Here is a 13,552-nt window from a genome sequence, read left to right as displayed (position 1 = left end):
TCATACCCGGTATCGACGTCGAGCGTGGCAGGCTCAGCCGGGCCATAGACCAAGAATCACAGTTCCGATGTTCCTCAATCCCCGAGTAGGCGGTGGACTCTCCCACTGGGGGAGAGGCCATCCTGAGGCACGTGAACGACGACCTCCTGTCGATCGGGCAGTTCGCCCGCCTCGCCCGGCTCAGCGTCAAGCAACTGCGCCACTACGCCACGCTCGGGCTGCTCGAACCCGCCTGGACCGACCCAGCCAGCGGCTACCGCTACTACCGGGCCGCCCAGGCCCGCGACGCGCTCGCCATCGGCCTGCTGCGTTCCCTCGACGTTCCCCTGCCCGTCGTCGCGGCCGTCCTGTCCGGCGCCCGGGACACAGGGGAAACCGAGGGAGGGGACTCCGCCGCCGCCGCGCTCGCCCGGGTCAGGGACGACCTGGAAGCCGAACTCGCTCGCCGCAGGCGCACCCTCAAGAGCCTCGAACGCATCCTCGCCACCGGCCTGCCCGGCGCCGAGGTCACCCTCGTCACCGAACCACCGCGCCCCGCGATCGTCGTCCGCGACCTGGCTGCCACCCCCGAGGACATCGGCCGGGCCACCTCCACCTGCGTCGCCCGCCTGATGGCCGCCGCGCCACCCGCACCCGCGCTGGTCGGACTGTTCCCGCTCGACTACGGCGAGTCCATCCCCGTCGCCGTCGCCCTCACCGGCACCGGCCTGCCGCAGGTGCCCGGCGCCGAACCCGCGATCCTGCCCGGCGGCACGTTCGCCGTCGCCGCCCACGTCGGCCCCTACGACCAGATCTCGCTCACCGCCCACGCCCTGATCGCCTGGTGCGCCGAACGCGGGCACGCCCCCACCGGCCCGCTCCGCGAGGCCTACGTCTCCGACCCCGCGACCACTCCGCCCGAGCGGCTGGTCACCCACCTGATGATCCGACTCGAGGACGAAGAATGAACTGGTATTCCGCCGCCGACACCCCCGAACTCGCCGACTTCGGCCCCGTCACGGGACTCGGCGTCACCGGGCGCGGCGCGCCCGGCGGGCCCGCGCACCTCGCCGCGATCACCGCCCTGTACGCCGTCGCGGGACCCCTCACCGGCCTCGCCGGAGGACTGCCCATGCCGGTGCTCGAAGGCCGCTGGTGGGTCGAGGACACCACCCGCCACCCCCTCGACGTGCCCAGGGACGAATGGCACTGGCACCTGTTCCTCCGCCTGCCCGACGACCTCGACCCCGCCCTCGCCGATCAGGCCCGCGAGGCCGCCCGCCCCGCCCCCGGCGTCGACACCGTCCTGCTCGTCACCTTCACCGACGGGCGGTGCGTCCAGATGACCCACCACGGCTCCTTCGCCGAGGAACCGAAATCGCTCGCGCTCATGGACGAGTTCATGCGCGCCCGCGGCCTCGTCCCGGCCGGCCTCCACCACGAGATCTACCTGAGCGGCGTCCAGGAGACCGACCCCGCGGCCCTGCGCACCATCCTGCGCCAGCCCGTACGCACCGCGCGGAACTAGGAGTCCGGCGCGGCCTGGCCGTCGCGCCCGGCTTGGCCGCGCCGGCGGCGCAGCAGCGGATGCGACCCCATCGCCACCTCCAGCTCCCCGGGCAGGTCATCCCGGTAACGGCCCAGCGTCGACAGATCGCTGTGCCCCAGCACCCGCCGCACCGCGTCCATGTCCGTGCCGTCCGCGAGCAGGTGCGTCGCCGTCGTGTGCCGCAGCCCGTGCGGCGTCACCGCCCGGCGCCGCCCGGGATCCACCCGCCGCTGCACCCGGTCGATGACCGCCTGCACATCCCCCCGCGCCAGCCGCCTGCCCCGCCACGACAGCAACAGCGCCTTCTCGCCGTCCGCGCCCGCCCGCACCGCCAGGTACGCATCGAGCGCCGCCGCCACGGCATCGGGCAGCGGAACGTCCCTGGTCCGCCCGCCCTTACCGAAGATCCGCCAGTAACGCACCCCGTCGTTGGTGTAGAAGTCCTCCACGTTGGCCCGCACCAGCTCCGACACCCGCGGGCCCAGCGTGGTCAGCAGCAGCACCACCAGCGCGTCACGCACCTCCGTCCGCTGGTCGGACCGCCGGCGGCGCCCCGCGCCGGAACCGGTCGCCTCTCCGGAGGGGGCGGCGGGGGAGCCCGCCGCCTCGATCAGGCCCTCGGCCTGCTCCCGTGTCAGCGCCCGGCGCTCCGGCCGCAGCCCGCCCCGCTCCCGCGCCCGCACCGACGAGGCCGCCATCGGATCCAGATGCACCCATCCCGCCGACGCGGCATGCCGGAACAACGCCGACACCGACCGGCGGAACCTCGCCTGCGACGCCGCGCTCTGCCCCGTCTCTTTCCCCGAGTCCTTCCCCTGGACGTCGCTCTTCTTGCGCTCGTCCGGCTTGCGCGCGAAGGCCAGCAGCACCGCGTCCACGTCCTCGCCGGTCAGGTCGTCCAGCACCCGGTCCGGCCCGGCAAGCCGTACGAACGTCGCCACGTCCCGCGCGTACACCTCGGCCGTGGCGGGCGACAGCGCACCGGTCACCGTTTTGGCCCGGACCAGCTCCACATAGCGGTCCCCGGCCTCCTGCACGGTCAGCCTGTTCACCTGTACGGGCAGCATGATCGACACCGTACCGAGCCGCACCGACAGCGAACGCCGCGCGGCGACGGCCTCCTACGCCTCGCCGCCCTCCACGTCGACGGCGTCGATCGCGTCGACGAACCGTTCGGCCTCCGCCTGGCCCATCCCCGTCTCGCCGCGCACCAGGAACACCGCCTGCTCGCCGCGTCCGGCCGCCTTCAGCTCTCGCACCCGCGACGCCAGATCCGGCCGCGCGTGGCCCGGGGCCACCGGCAGCGGCCGCCCGGAGGCCAGGGCCTCGGCCAGGTCCTTGGCCTCCTTCAATCCCAGCCCGGTCTGTTCGCGGATCAGCTTGATCGCTTCGATCTTCTTGTTGTCGGCGTACAGCTCTCGCACCCGGTGCTGCAGCTCGGCCGAGACCGGCGGCAGCAGCCCGGGGCTGCGCCATGCCAGCGGCCCGGCGGGGCGGGCACCGGCCCGCACGGCGGCGAGCCCCACACCGAGAAGCGCGATCACGATGACGGCGAGGACCAACAGCTCGAACGGACCTATGTTGGGCATGCGGTGATCGTAAACCCCGCCCCACGCAACAGTCAGCCCTTCCGGGTGAGCGCCATGCCGCCGTCGCGTGCCATCCTGCGCCTGGCCGACGAACCCGGCTACCGGCGGCAGATCAAGGCCCAGACCAACCTGCAAGAAGGCCGCCACGCTCTGGCCCGGAAGATCTTCCACGGCAAGAACGGGCAGCTGTATCAGAGCTACCACGAAGGCATGGAAGACCTAGTCGGCGCGCTCGACCTGGTCCTCAACGCCGTGGTGCTGTCTAACACCCGCTACATGGACGCCGCCCTGGCGCAGCTGCAGGCCGAAGGCTTCGACGTTCGCGACGAGGGCGCGGCCCGGCTGTCGCCGTTCGTCCGCCACCACATCAACATGCTGGGCCGCTACTCCTTCCCGCTGCCCGAGCTGCCCGGGGGTCTGCGGCCCCTGTGCAAGCCCGACGCCGGCGACGAGTAAGGGCGAGCGAGCACCGGTTCGGTCTTCATCCGGTGCGGTGGTGGTCGCGCCAGCTCACCGTCGCGGCGTAGGCGAGTCCCGCGGCGATGAGGATGGCCAGCAGCAACGCCTCGCCGACGGTGTGGATGAGTTAGCGAGCCCTGTGTTCGCCCGGCTCGCTCGCACCGACCAGCAAGGCACCGTCCCTGGCCCGGTGCAGCAGGGGGATCGCAGGCGAGCTGCGCTTATTGACGATGACGATGATCGGCATGTCGCTGCTGCAAGATCGCCTGAGCCTGCTAGAAATGCAGCAGATCACCGGGCAACCCCCCTCGAAGGTCCCGGCGGATCATCTGGGGTCATCTTCACCACTGGATCGGTTTCGGGGGGAACCTGTGGGTAGCAGATCAGGTCACATGGCCGACATGGCCGTCTCGTCGTCGCGGGCACCGCTGCTTGGAGCTCTGGCCGCTGCGATGATCCTGGGGGTCGCCGCGGCCGGGCCCGCCGTTCCGGCTCACGCCGACACCTCCTCCGGGAGCACGACCGCGAACGTCTCGGTCACCGGGTCCATCACCCTGTCCGACCTGACCGGCTCATTCACTTTGACCGGTGACCCCGGTACCACGGTCACGCTGAACGGCGCGGTCACGATGACGGTGACGACCAACAACCCCGCCGGGTACCAGGTCACGGTGCAGGCGACCACACCGACGCTGACCGGCTCGGCGGGCAACCCCGACTCCATCCCCATCGGCAACCTGTATGTGCGGGAGACCGGCAGCGGGCCGCTGTTCTACCAGATGTCCAACACCACGCCGGTGACCGTCCACACCCAGCACACCCCCTCCGCGCCCGGCGGAGACAACCTGAGCAACGACTACATGGTCAACATCCCCGTGGTGCAGCCCGACACCTACCGCACCACGCTGGACTACATCGCCGCGACGCTGTAGGCAGGCGGGCTCGTGCCTCAACCAGTGATGGCCGCCATCCGGGCTCTGCGAGCCGCGGGCCTGGTGGTGAGCGTCCTGTGGTCGCTCACCACCTTCGGCACCGCCGCGCCGGCGCGGGCGCAGCCCGAGCCCTCCCCGTCGGCGGCTCCGGCGTTCTCGCTCAAGGTGAGTCCCACGCGGCTGGTCATCACCCCGTCACAGGCCGGCGACCCGCAGCATTTCCAGGTGGCCAACACCGGCCGGGCCGGGGTGGATGTGGATGTGACCACCAGATCGCTGGAGCAACATCCCGACGGGTCGCTGTCCTATCCACCCGCCGCGCCGTACTCGGCCGCGCACTGGGTCGGCATGACTCCACAGCACTTCCACCTGGCCCCCGGCGCCGCACGCACAGTCACGGTCCGGCTCACCATGCCCGCCCAGCCCGAACCCGGCGAGCACGCGGTGGCATTGGTGTCCCTGGTGCCCGCCGAGCAGCAACACGGACCCGTGCGACTCAACCGAGGGGTCGCGGTGCCGCTGCTGGTCACCGTGCCCGGTCCGGTGAACGACACCGTCACCCTGGCCGATCTGCACACCCAAGGGTTCAGCCCCGGCGGGCCGATCACCCTCACCGCAGTGGTCAAAGACAGCGGCACCGTGCACCACGACTTCTTCGCCCCCGACCACAACCTGCTCGCCCACGCCGAAGGCCACGCGATCGCCTTCCCGGACTTCACCGTCCTTCGCGGCTCCACCCGCACCGTGACCACCCAGTGGGCCGATCCGCCGCTGGCATGCATCTGCCACATCACGGTGGCCATCACACGCGAAGGCCTCCCGCCGCACGCCCTGCAGGCCACCGTGGTCCGCTTCCCCGTCTACCCGGCCGGCGGGCTCATCGCGGCGCTGGCCACGCTGTACCTCATGTGGCGCTTCATGGCCTCCCGGTTCACCCTGCAACGCCGCCCACAACGACCACCGGCCTGACGGGGACAGCAGCCGAAAGCCGCGCACCGAATCCCCCCGGCCGCGAGGAGGATCAGCGGGTGCCCCTGCCCTCGGCGGTGACTGCGTTCTCCTCGCGAAGTTGGTGGGCATATCCCACGTCCACCGGCTGGGCCCCGACGCTCGTCGTTACCATCCCCTCCACCACCGCCCCGGGCCTCTACACCGGCACCGTCACCCACTCCGTCGCCTGAGCGTGCGTGAAGCCTCCGCCCGCGATTCCCCGACGCGGCTGACCGGCGCCGGCCACCCCGACCAGTGATCAGGGCGCCCCCACGGCGCGCACGGCGATCGGACACATTGGCCTGCTGCTACATGCGCGAGGGTCTCCTCGCTGCGGGTTCTCCACCCACATGGCAGACGGCACCACCGCCATGACCATCGACGTCGCCGAACGCCGGATCGCGATGACTCAGCCGCGTGACGCCGAAACCGCGACGCCGGCGACCTTCGAGGAGTTCCTCGCCCGCGTGATCGACTGACGCGCCCGCACAAGAACGCGCCGAGGCCGCCGATCTCCCGATGTGGGCAAGGAAGAAGTCCCGGACGTCCTCGGCGGAGTCGCGGCGCTTGAGCCCGCGTCCCGCGCCCACCGGGGAGGCCGTGATCGGGAGTCCTCCACTCCCGATCACGGCCTCTCCTGCGTCACTGGCTCCTGTGCGTCACTGGAACGAGATCGAGTCGATCGTGACGGTGCTGCTGCCGCCGTACCAGAAGCCCATCGCGAACTGCCCGGGGGACGCGCGGTTGACCCCGTTGGCGGACATCGGGATCTTGATGTCCTGGTACGCCGCGGTGACGGCCGGGTGGCCGCCGCCGTCGAGCGTGAAGTCGCCGAAGACCTTGGTCACCCCGCCGAGACTGACGTTGAAGTGGCCCTGCTCGCCTCCCGCCGCGCCCTTGATGCGGATGACGAGATAGGTGTACGCGGACAGGTCGGTGTTCACGTCGCTGCCGAACCAGCCGCAGTTGTCGTACCTCAGGCTGAGCGCCCCGCCGGACACGGTGCCGGAGCCGCCGCCGTTGAGGAAGCAGTTGCCTCCGGTCCATTTGCCGAGGTCGTTGCGCGCGGCGGACGGGTACGCGGGGTCGCCGTCGAAGTCGTCCAGCACGAGGCCCGCGGTCGATGACGGGAGGGTGACGACGGTGACCGGCGCCGACGCGGCAGAGGTGTTGCCCGCGGCGTCGTACGCCTTCACGGTGTAGGTGTAGGAGGTCGCGGGGTTCAGCCCGGTGTCGGTGAAGGACGTCGTCTGCGCCGTCCCGGCCTGGGTGGAGCCGCGGTAGATCCGGTATCCGGCCACGCCGACGTTGTCGGTGGACGCCGTCCAGGACAGCGTGACCGAGTTCGCGGTGCGCGACGGGGAGGCCAGCCCGGTGGGCGCGCTGGGCGCCGTGGTGTCCTGCCCGCCACCGGTGCCGACGGTGACCGCGCCGAGGCCGAGCCAGCCGTCGGCGCCCTGGGCGGCGTTGGCGAAGCGCAGCTTCTTGGCGTTCGCGGAGACGGCTTCCAGGGGGTTCTTCACCCGCAGGACCCACTGGTAGCTCCCGCTGGGCACGCCGGACAGGTTCACCCCGGTCTGGAAGTACTGCGGGTAGCCGTAGTCCAGATAGGTGGGGTCCGGCCCCTTGCCCCAGTCGGGGAACGCGCGGATCTTGAGCGGCATGACCGTGCGGAGGTCCCAGGACGTGTCGAAGGTCTTGACCACGGTCCCGGCGCCGTTCTTCACGCCGAGGGTGACCGTCCACGGGTAGTAGAACGGCGCCACGCCGTTGTTGCGGATGCGCACGCCCACGTTCGCGGTCCCGCTCGCGGTGCTGGTGAAGTACGCGTTGTCGACGGTGAGGTCGTAGCCCATGAGCCGGACAGCGGCCGCGACGTTCGGGTCACCCGGCGCGTAGCTCTGGCTGCCTTCGTTGATCTTCCAGGTCGTGTGTTCCAGCTCGACGCAGGCCTTCATGTCGTCGACCTGCCCGGAGCCGCCGGGCCAGGACGCGAACGCCGAGGACTGGATCTCCGGCCGGACCTCGCCGCCCATCGAGTCGGTGATCCACTTGTTCTCGGCGCCTTGGTCGAGGGCCCGCTGGAGCTGGGCGTAGCCGGCCCCGCCGAGCGACCGCGGCAGCGTGACGCCGGCCAGCGGCGAGCCTTCCCTGTAGCAGAAGGAGTCGTCGTGGTATCCGATGTCCCGGTTGGTGGCCGCGCTCGCCGCCGAGTCGGGGTAGCGGATCTCCAGCTTGGTCTTGGCGAACGCGTCGTCGTACGCCTGGACGATCTGCGCGGCGTGCGCGTCGGTCGGCATGAAGTTCGGGTAGGTGTCGCCGCTGGTGTCGGTGTCGAACGGCCAGGTGTGCCACTCGCCCCACAGCCCGATCAGGCCCAGGTGGATGAACCCGACGCGCGGGTCGCCGTCGTACCGGGCGCCGAACGCCGCGATGAAGTCCTTCAGCGCGGTGAGCAGGTAGGGGCTGTCGTAGTCCGGGCTGGTGGTGCCCCAGAAGGTGTTGGTCCGGTAGGTGACGTGCCCGTCGAAGCAGTGGGGGATGGCGTTGCCGGGGTGGCTACCGCTGCCGCCGGGATACTCCAGATAGAACCGCACGGCCGCCTGGTTGCCGTACGAGGCGATCTCGTTCAGCGCGTTGTCGAGGATCGACCAGTTGTACTTCGAGCAGTCGGCCGGGTCGGTCATCACCTCTGACAGGCCGAAGTAGCTCCACATGAGGGAGTGCGGGTAGCCGGTGTTCTCGTCGCTGCCGGGCCAGTAGAAGCGGGCGAACCCCTTGAGCGGGTTGTCCAGCGGCGCGGGCGCGGACGCCAGTGGATGCGCCTGCAGCGACGGGTCGGGTGAGGCGGGAGCCGGCGGCCGGGGCGGCGCCCCGGCCGCGACCGGCGCGAGCGCCCGCGCCTGAGCGGCCGGCGACAGGGCCGTTGATAGCGCCGTTGATAGGGCCAGCGCGACGGCGGCGAGGGTCGCGAGGGCCCGCCTCATTGGCAGGACAAGGGCAGGCATGACTGAGGAACCTCCGGGATACGTGGGCGGCAGGAGCCTGCGGCGGGCCGGCGAGGGCCCCGCCACATGGGGGTTGACGTGGAACGGAAGGGTTCGGGGACGCTGCCGTACGCTCGCCAAGATATGAGGAGCTATTGACAAACTTCCGATGCCCCACATCATTATTCGGGAGTCACCCCGTGACAAGAGGTCAATTTCACCGATCGCCGAGGACGATGATGAAAACGATGCGGGCCGAGGAACGGTCGCAGGTCGCCGAGCCGAGCGATACCGGCGCACCCGGGCGAGAACGGGCCCGGCCGCGTGACGACCGCCGGGCGGCGTGGCTGTTCCTGATCCCCGCGCTCGCCGGCTTCCTGATCTTCTTCGGCTATCCGGCCGTCCGGGGATTCTGGTACTCCCTGACCGACTACAACCTGCTCAGCGCCCCCGCGTTCGTCGGCGGGGACAACTACGCCCAGCTCGTGCGCGACCCGCAGTTCTGGCACTCGCTCGCGGTCACCGTGTACTACGTCGTGCTCAACATCGGCTCGCAGATGCTGCTCGCGCTGGTCCTGGCCGCGCTCATGCACCGCCTCACCCGGTCGGTGATGCTCCGCGCGATGCTGCTGCTGCCGTGGCTGGTGCCGAACGTCACCGTCGGCCTGATCTGGATCTGGCTGCTCGACGCCGACCTCGGCTTCGTCAACCACCTGCTCAAGACGCTCGGCCTCGGCACGGTCGGCTTCTTCGTCTCACCCGACTGGGCCATGCCGACGATCGCGATGGTCAACACCTGGGCGTACACCGGCTACACCGCGCTCCTGCTGTACGCCGGCATGCTGCAGATCCCGTCGCACCTGTACGAGAGTGCCGCCCTCGACGGCGCCGGCGAGCTGCGCATGTTCCGCTCGATCACCCTGCCGATGCTGCGGCCCGTCCTCGCCCTGGTGCTGGTGGTGTCACTGATCGGCTCGTTCCAGATCTTCGACACGATCGCGGTGGCGTCCAAGGGCAGCGGAGCCGGCAGCGCGATCAGGGTCATCTACTACTTCATCTACCAGCAGGCCTTCCAGTACTTCCACATGGGCTACGCCTCGGCGGCCGCACTCGCGCTCGCACTCGTCCTCGGCGTGCTCACGGTCGTGCAGATGCGGCTGCTGCGGGCCTCCCGCTCGGACCTGGCCTGAGGAGGCGACACGTTGCGGCGCAACTCGAACATCGGCCGGCTGCCGGCCTGGGCAATCCTGGCCGTGGCCCTCGTGCTCACCCTGTTCCCCTTCTACTGGATGGTCCGTACGGCCCTCACCCCGGCCGCCGACCTCTACGCCGACAGCGGCGCCCTGTTCCCGCGGCACCCGACGACGGTGAACTTCCTGCGCATCCTCGGGCTCACCAGCCAGGAGGAGGCCCGCGCGGCGGGCGGATCGGGTGCGCGGCTCGACTTCGCCCGCTACCTGCTCAACTCGGTCGTCTACAGCGGCCTGATCGCGACGCTGCAGACCTTCTTCTGCGCCATGGCCGGGTACGCGTTCGCCCGGCTGCGCTTCCCCGGGCGGGAGGTCGTCTTCGGTGTCATGATCGCCGCGCTCATGGTGCCGCCGATCTTCACGTTGCTGCCCAACTTCGTGCTGGTGAAGAACCTCGACCTGGTCGGCACCTTCGCCGGGATGGTGGCCCCCACGATCCTGATGACCCCGTTCGCGGTCTTCTTCCTGCGGCAGTTCTTCCTGTCCATCCCGCGCGAGGTGGAGGAGGCGGCCCGGCTGGACGGCAACGGCCCCTGGGGCGTGTTCTGGCGCATCGTGCTGCCGATGAGCCGCGGGCCGCTGATCACCATCGGGCTCACCACCACCGTGTGGGCGTGGAAGGACTACCTGTGGCCGCTGCTGGTCGGGCGTGAGGAGCAGACCCGCGTCCTGACCGTCGCGCTCGGCGTCTTCCTGCAGCAGTCGCCCAACACCCGCCCCGACTGGACCGGGCTCATGGCCGGGTCGACCCTCTCGGTCCTGCCGGTCCTGCTCCTGCTGGTCTTCCTCGGCCGGCGGCTGGTCCAGTCGCTCAACTTCTCCGGGATCAAATAACCCCCCTGCAAGAGAGGCACCAACCCATGAACACCACCAAGCGGGCAGGCACGGCACTGCTGTCGCTGGCGCTCGCCGGAACGCTCGCCGCCTGCGGGTCCGGCGGCGGCCAGGCGCAGGACGACGCGGCCGGCGGCAACGTCACGATCGACTACTGGCTCTGGGACGACAACCAGCAGGCGTCCTACCAGGCCTGCGCGGACGCCTTCCACACGGCCAACCCGAACATCACCGTCAAGATCACCCAGACGGCCTGGGACCAGTACTGGCAGAACCTCACCACCCAGCTCGCCGCCGGCCAGGCCCCGGACGTGTGGACCGACCACGTCTCCTACTACCCCCAGTTCGTCGCCAGCGGGCAGATCCTCGACATCCAGCCGTACGTCAGCCGCGACAAGGTGGACCTGACCCGGTATCAGGACGGCCTGCCCGACCTGTGGGTGAAGGACGGCAAGCGGTTCGGCCTGCCCAAGGACTGGGACACCGAGGCGCTCGTCTACAACAGCGCCATGCTCGCCGACCAGGGCATCAAGCCGGACGAGATGGCGAACCTCACCTGGAATCCGGCCGACGGCGGCACACTCCAGCAGGTCATCGCCAAGCTCACCGTCGACGAGAAGGGGCACAACGGCCTCGATCCGGCGTTCGACAAGAACCACGTCAAGGTGTACGGCTTCCTGCCGGAGTGGGCCGACGGGTCGCAGGGCCAGAACGGCTGGGGCGACCTGGCCGTGGCCAACGGCTGGACGTACCTGGACAAGAACCCCTGGGGAACGCACTACAAATACGACGACCCCAAGCTCGCCGAGACCATCGACTGGTTCAAGCGGCTCATCGACAAGGGCTACGCGCCGAAGTTCGACAAGCAGTCCACCCTCGGCCGCGACGCGGTGATGACCGCCGGCAAGGGCGCGATGACCTTCGCCGGATCCTGGACCATCAACACCTACCTCGGCACCGACGCCAAGCAGAAGTTCGCCCTCGCCCCGGTGCCCGTCGGCCCGGCCGGCACGCGCACGACCGCCATCAACGGCCTGTCGGACGCGATCTTCGCCGGCACGCCGCATAAGGAAGAGGCCTGGAAGTGGGTGAAGTTCCTCGGCTCGGCCGGCTGCCAGGACATCGTCGCCGGCAACGCCGTCGTCTTCCCCGCGATCAAGACGGCCAGCGACAAGGCCGCGGCCGCCCACCAGGCCAAGGGACGTGACGTGCACGCCTACCTCGACCCGACCAAGACGCCGGGCGGCACCTTCCTGCTGCCCATCACCGACCACGGCAACGAGGTGAGCCAGATCGTGCAGGACGCCATTCAGTCGGTCATCCTCGGCCAGGCCGGCGCCGCGGACGCCCTGAAGAAGGCCAACGACCAGGTCAACGCGCTGTTCACCTGAGACCCCCGCACCTACCGAAAAAGGAGCATCATGCCGCTGCTCGTCGAGCTGGCAGGCCGTACCGTAGCCGTTGAGCCGACCGGCTCCGAGCCACCCCAGAAGATCGAGGGCGGGGTCGTGCTGCCGCCGGGCCGGGTGGCCGTGCTGCACGGCCTCGGCGACGCGCTGTTCTATCGGCACGGGCAGAACTCCTGGAGCCCGTGCGGCTGGCGGCGGCTGTCGGAGCCGCCGCTGCGCATCGCCGACCCGCGGCGCCGGGTCACCGCCGACGACCCCGCCTGGGACGACCCGTCCCGCCACCACTCCTCGGCCGTCGCCGCCCTGCAGGGCGGCGACGGGCGGGTGCTGCTGCTCGGCGCGCTCGGCATCGGCACCCCGCGCCTGGCCGCCGACCACGACACTCTCGCCGGCTGGTACGAAGACGACGGGGCGCCGTGGTTCCTCGCCTACGGCGAAGAGGAAGAGGTCTTCGGCGCCTACACCCGCGCGCTCGCCGCCCGCCTCGGCAGCCGCGACCGGCGTGCCGGCAACGTCTGGTGCAGCTGGTACGCCTACTACGAGGGCATCACCGAGGCGGGGCTGGCCGAGGACATCGCCACGCTGAAGGGGCTGCCCTTCGACGTGGTGCAGGTCGACGACGGCTGGGAGGAGATGGTCGGCGACTGGGAGCCGAACGCCAAGTTCCCGTCCGGGATGCTCGCGCTCGCCGGCCGGATCGCCGACGCCGGGATGACACCGGGGCTGTGGCTGGCGCCGTTCATCGTCCTGCCCGGCTCGCGCACCGCCCGCGAGAGGCCCGAACTGCTGCTGCGCGACGAACGGGGCGAACCCGTGGTCGCCGGCTACAACTGGGGGAGCGGCTACTGGGCGCTGGACCTGTCCCGCGCCGACGCGCTCGACCACGTGGAGCGGCTCATCCGTAAGGTCGTGCACGAGTGGGGCTTCGGCTACCTCAAGCTCGACTTCGTCAACGCGGGCGCCGCCCCCGGCGTACGGCAGGGCGGGATCGGGCGCGAGCAGGCCTACCGGCAGGCGCTGGAGCTGATCAGGCGGACGGCGGGACAGGAGGTGTACCTGCTGGGCAGCGGCGCGATCCTGCTGCCCTCGCTCGGCCTGCTCGACGGGCTGCGCAGCGGGCCCGACGTGGCGCCGATGTGGCAGAACTACGCCAGCGACGACCCGTCCGACGCGATGGCGCGCAACGCCGTGGTCAACACGCTGCACCGGCTGTGGCACGCCCCGCTGGCCGAGGTCGACCCCGACGTCGTCTACTTCCGCAGCCGCCTCAACCTGCTCACCGACCAGCAGCTCGGCTGGCTGCGCGACCTGGCCGACGTGTGCGGCTTCCGGGCGGTGTCCGACCCGCCGGGATGGCTGCGCGCGGAGGAACTGGCGGACATGACGGCGTACCTGTCGGCCCGGCCCGCCGTCGAGCGGAAGGGCCGCTACGTGTTCGCCGTCGACGGGCGCGAGGTGGACTTCGGCCCCGCCGTCGCACCCGGCGGCCAGTTGTATCCGATCTCCTGACTTCCCACTACTCTTTTGTAAAGAGCGCAGCATTATTCCGCGCAGCATCATTCAGGGGATCGCAT

Annotated in this window: 13 protein-coding genes; 10 read left to right on the top strand and 3 right to left on the bottom strand. The window is 70.5% G+C overall.

The window, feature by feature from the left end; genetic code table 11:
• Positions 1-131 precede the first annotated feature (131 nt).
• Both IL992_RS27065 and IL992_RS27060 read left to right on the top strand, forming a co-directional pair.
• Entirely contained in the window at positions 132-947 is an 816-nt protein-coding gene (locus IL992_RS27065; protein WP_193206184.1) for a MerR family transcriptional regulator, read from the top strand.
• Complete coding sequence (locus tag IL992_RS27060; RefSeq protein ID WP_193206183.1) at positions 944-1,507, top strand: GyrI-like domain-containing protein; 564 nt, start codon at positions 944-946, stop codon at positions 1,505-1,507. The genes IL992_RS27065 and IL992_RS27060 overlap by 4 nt, the downstream gene beginning before the upstream one ends.
• Here IL992_RS27060 and IL992_RS27055 read toward each other — a convergent pair.
• Together IL992_RS27055 and IL992_RS27050 are read right to left on the bottom strand one after the other, a co-directional pair.
• Complete coding sequence (locus IL992_RS27055) at positions 1,504-2,595, bottom strand: tyrosine-type recombinase/integrase (RefSeq protein ID WP_193206182.1); 1,092 nt, start codon at positions 2,593-2,595, stop codon at positions 1,504-1,506. The two genes, IL992_RS27060 and IL992_RS27055, sit on opposite strands and share 4 nt — an antisense overlap.
• Before the next feature lie 54 nt (positions 2,596-2,649).
• A complete protein-coding gene (locus IL992_RS27050; protein ID WP_193206181.1) occupies positions 2,650-3,117 on the bottom strand; it encodes a ribosomal protein L7/L12 in 468 nt (155 codons plus the stop codon).
• Positions 3,118-3,171: 54 nt separating this feature from the next.
• Here IL992_RS27050 and IL992_RS27045 point away from each other — a divergent pair, with 54 nt between their 5' ends.
• The 4 genes from IL992_RS27045 (at position 3,172) to IL992_RS47825 (ending at position 5,977) form a co-directional block, all read left to right on the top strand.
• Positions 3,172-3,573 carry a Tn3 family transposase gene (locus IL992_RS27045; protein ID WP_404804791.1) on the top strand — a complete coding sequence of 134 codons (402 nt, stop codon included), beginning with the start codon at positions 3,172-3,174 and terminating at the stop codon, positions 3,571-3,573.
• Between the two features lie 374 nt (positions 3,574-3,947).
• Positions 3,948-4,508 (top strand): hypothetical protein, encoded by a 561-nt coding sequence (locus tag IL992_RS27040; protein ID WP_226873837.1) that lies wholly within the window; start codon positions 3,948-3,950, stop codon positions 4,506-4,508.
• Positions 4,509-4,520: 12 nt separating this feature from the next.
• Positions 4,521-5,477, top strand: coding sequence for a COG1470 family protein (locus tag IL992_RS27035; protein ID WP_193206180.1), 957 nt, complete (start codon positions 4,521-4,523; stop codon positions 5,475-5,477).
• A 371-nt stretch (positions 5,478-5,848) separates the two neighbouring features.
• Positions 5,849-5,977 carry a hypothetical protein gene (locus IL992_RS47825; RefSeq protein ID WP_264295093.1) on the top strand — a complete coding sequence of 43 codons (129 nt, stop codon included), beginning with the start codon at positions 5,849-5,851 and terminating at the stop codon, positions 5,975-5,977.
• Positions 5,978-6,157: 180 nt separating this feature from the next.
• Here the strand turns inward: IL992_RS47825 and IL992_RS27030 are convergent, their stop codons facing one another.
• Positions 6,158-8,485 carry a fibronectin type III domain-containing protein gene (locus tag IL992_RS27030; RefSeq protein WP_193206179.1) on the bottom strand — a complete coding sequence of 776 codons (2,328 nt, stop codon included), beginning with the start codon at positions 8,483-8,485 and terminating at the stop codon, positions 6,158-6,160.
• Positions 8,486-8,733: 248 nt separating this feature from the next.
• Between IL992_RS27030 and IL992_RS27025 the strand changes: the two genes are divergently transcribed.
• The 4 genes from IL992_RS27025 to IL992_RS27010 are packed head-to-tail and all read left to right on the top strand — an operon-like array spanning position 8,734 to position 13,487.
• A complete protein-coding gene (locus IL992_RS27025; RefSeq protein ID WP_193206178.1) occupies positions 8,734-9,675 on the top strand; it encodes a carbohydrate ABC transporter permease in 942 nt (313 codons plus the stop codon).
• A gap of 12 nt (positions 9,676-9,687) precedes the next feature.
• Positions 9,688-10,569 (top strand): carbohydrate ABC transporter permease, encoded by an 882-nt coding sequence (locus IL992_RS27020; RefSeq protein ID WP_193206177.1) that lies wholly within the window; start codon positions 9,688-9,690, stop codon positions 10,567-10,569.
• Positions 10,570-10,595: 26 nt separating this feature from the next.
• Complete coding sequence (locus IL992_RS27015) at positions 10,596-11,960, top strand: ABC transporter substrate-binding protein (RefSeq protein ID WP_193206176.1); 1,365 nt, start codon at positions 10,596-10,598, stop codon at positions 11,958-11,960.
• A gap of 30 nt (positions 11,961-11,990) precedes the next feature.
• On the top strand, positions 11,991-13,487 hold the full coding sequence (locus IL992_RS27010; protein WP_193206175.1) for a glycoside hydrolase family 36 protein: 1,497 nt from the start codon (positions 11,991-11,993) through the stop codon (positions 13,485-13,487).
• The last annotated feature ends 65 nt before the right edge of the window (positions 13,488-13,552 follow it).

The sequence above is a fragment of the Microbispora sitophila genome (assembly GCF_014892245.1).
GTDB classification, from domain to species: Bacteria; Actinomycetota; Actinomycetes; order Streptosporangiales; family Streptosporangiaceae; genus Microbispora; species Microbispora siamensis.
Note: the sequence above shows the minus strand (reverse complement) of the source record. Positions and strands in the feature narration are given on the sequence as shown.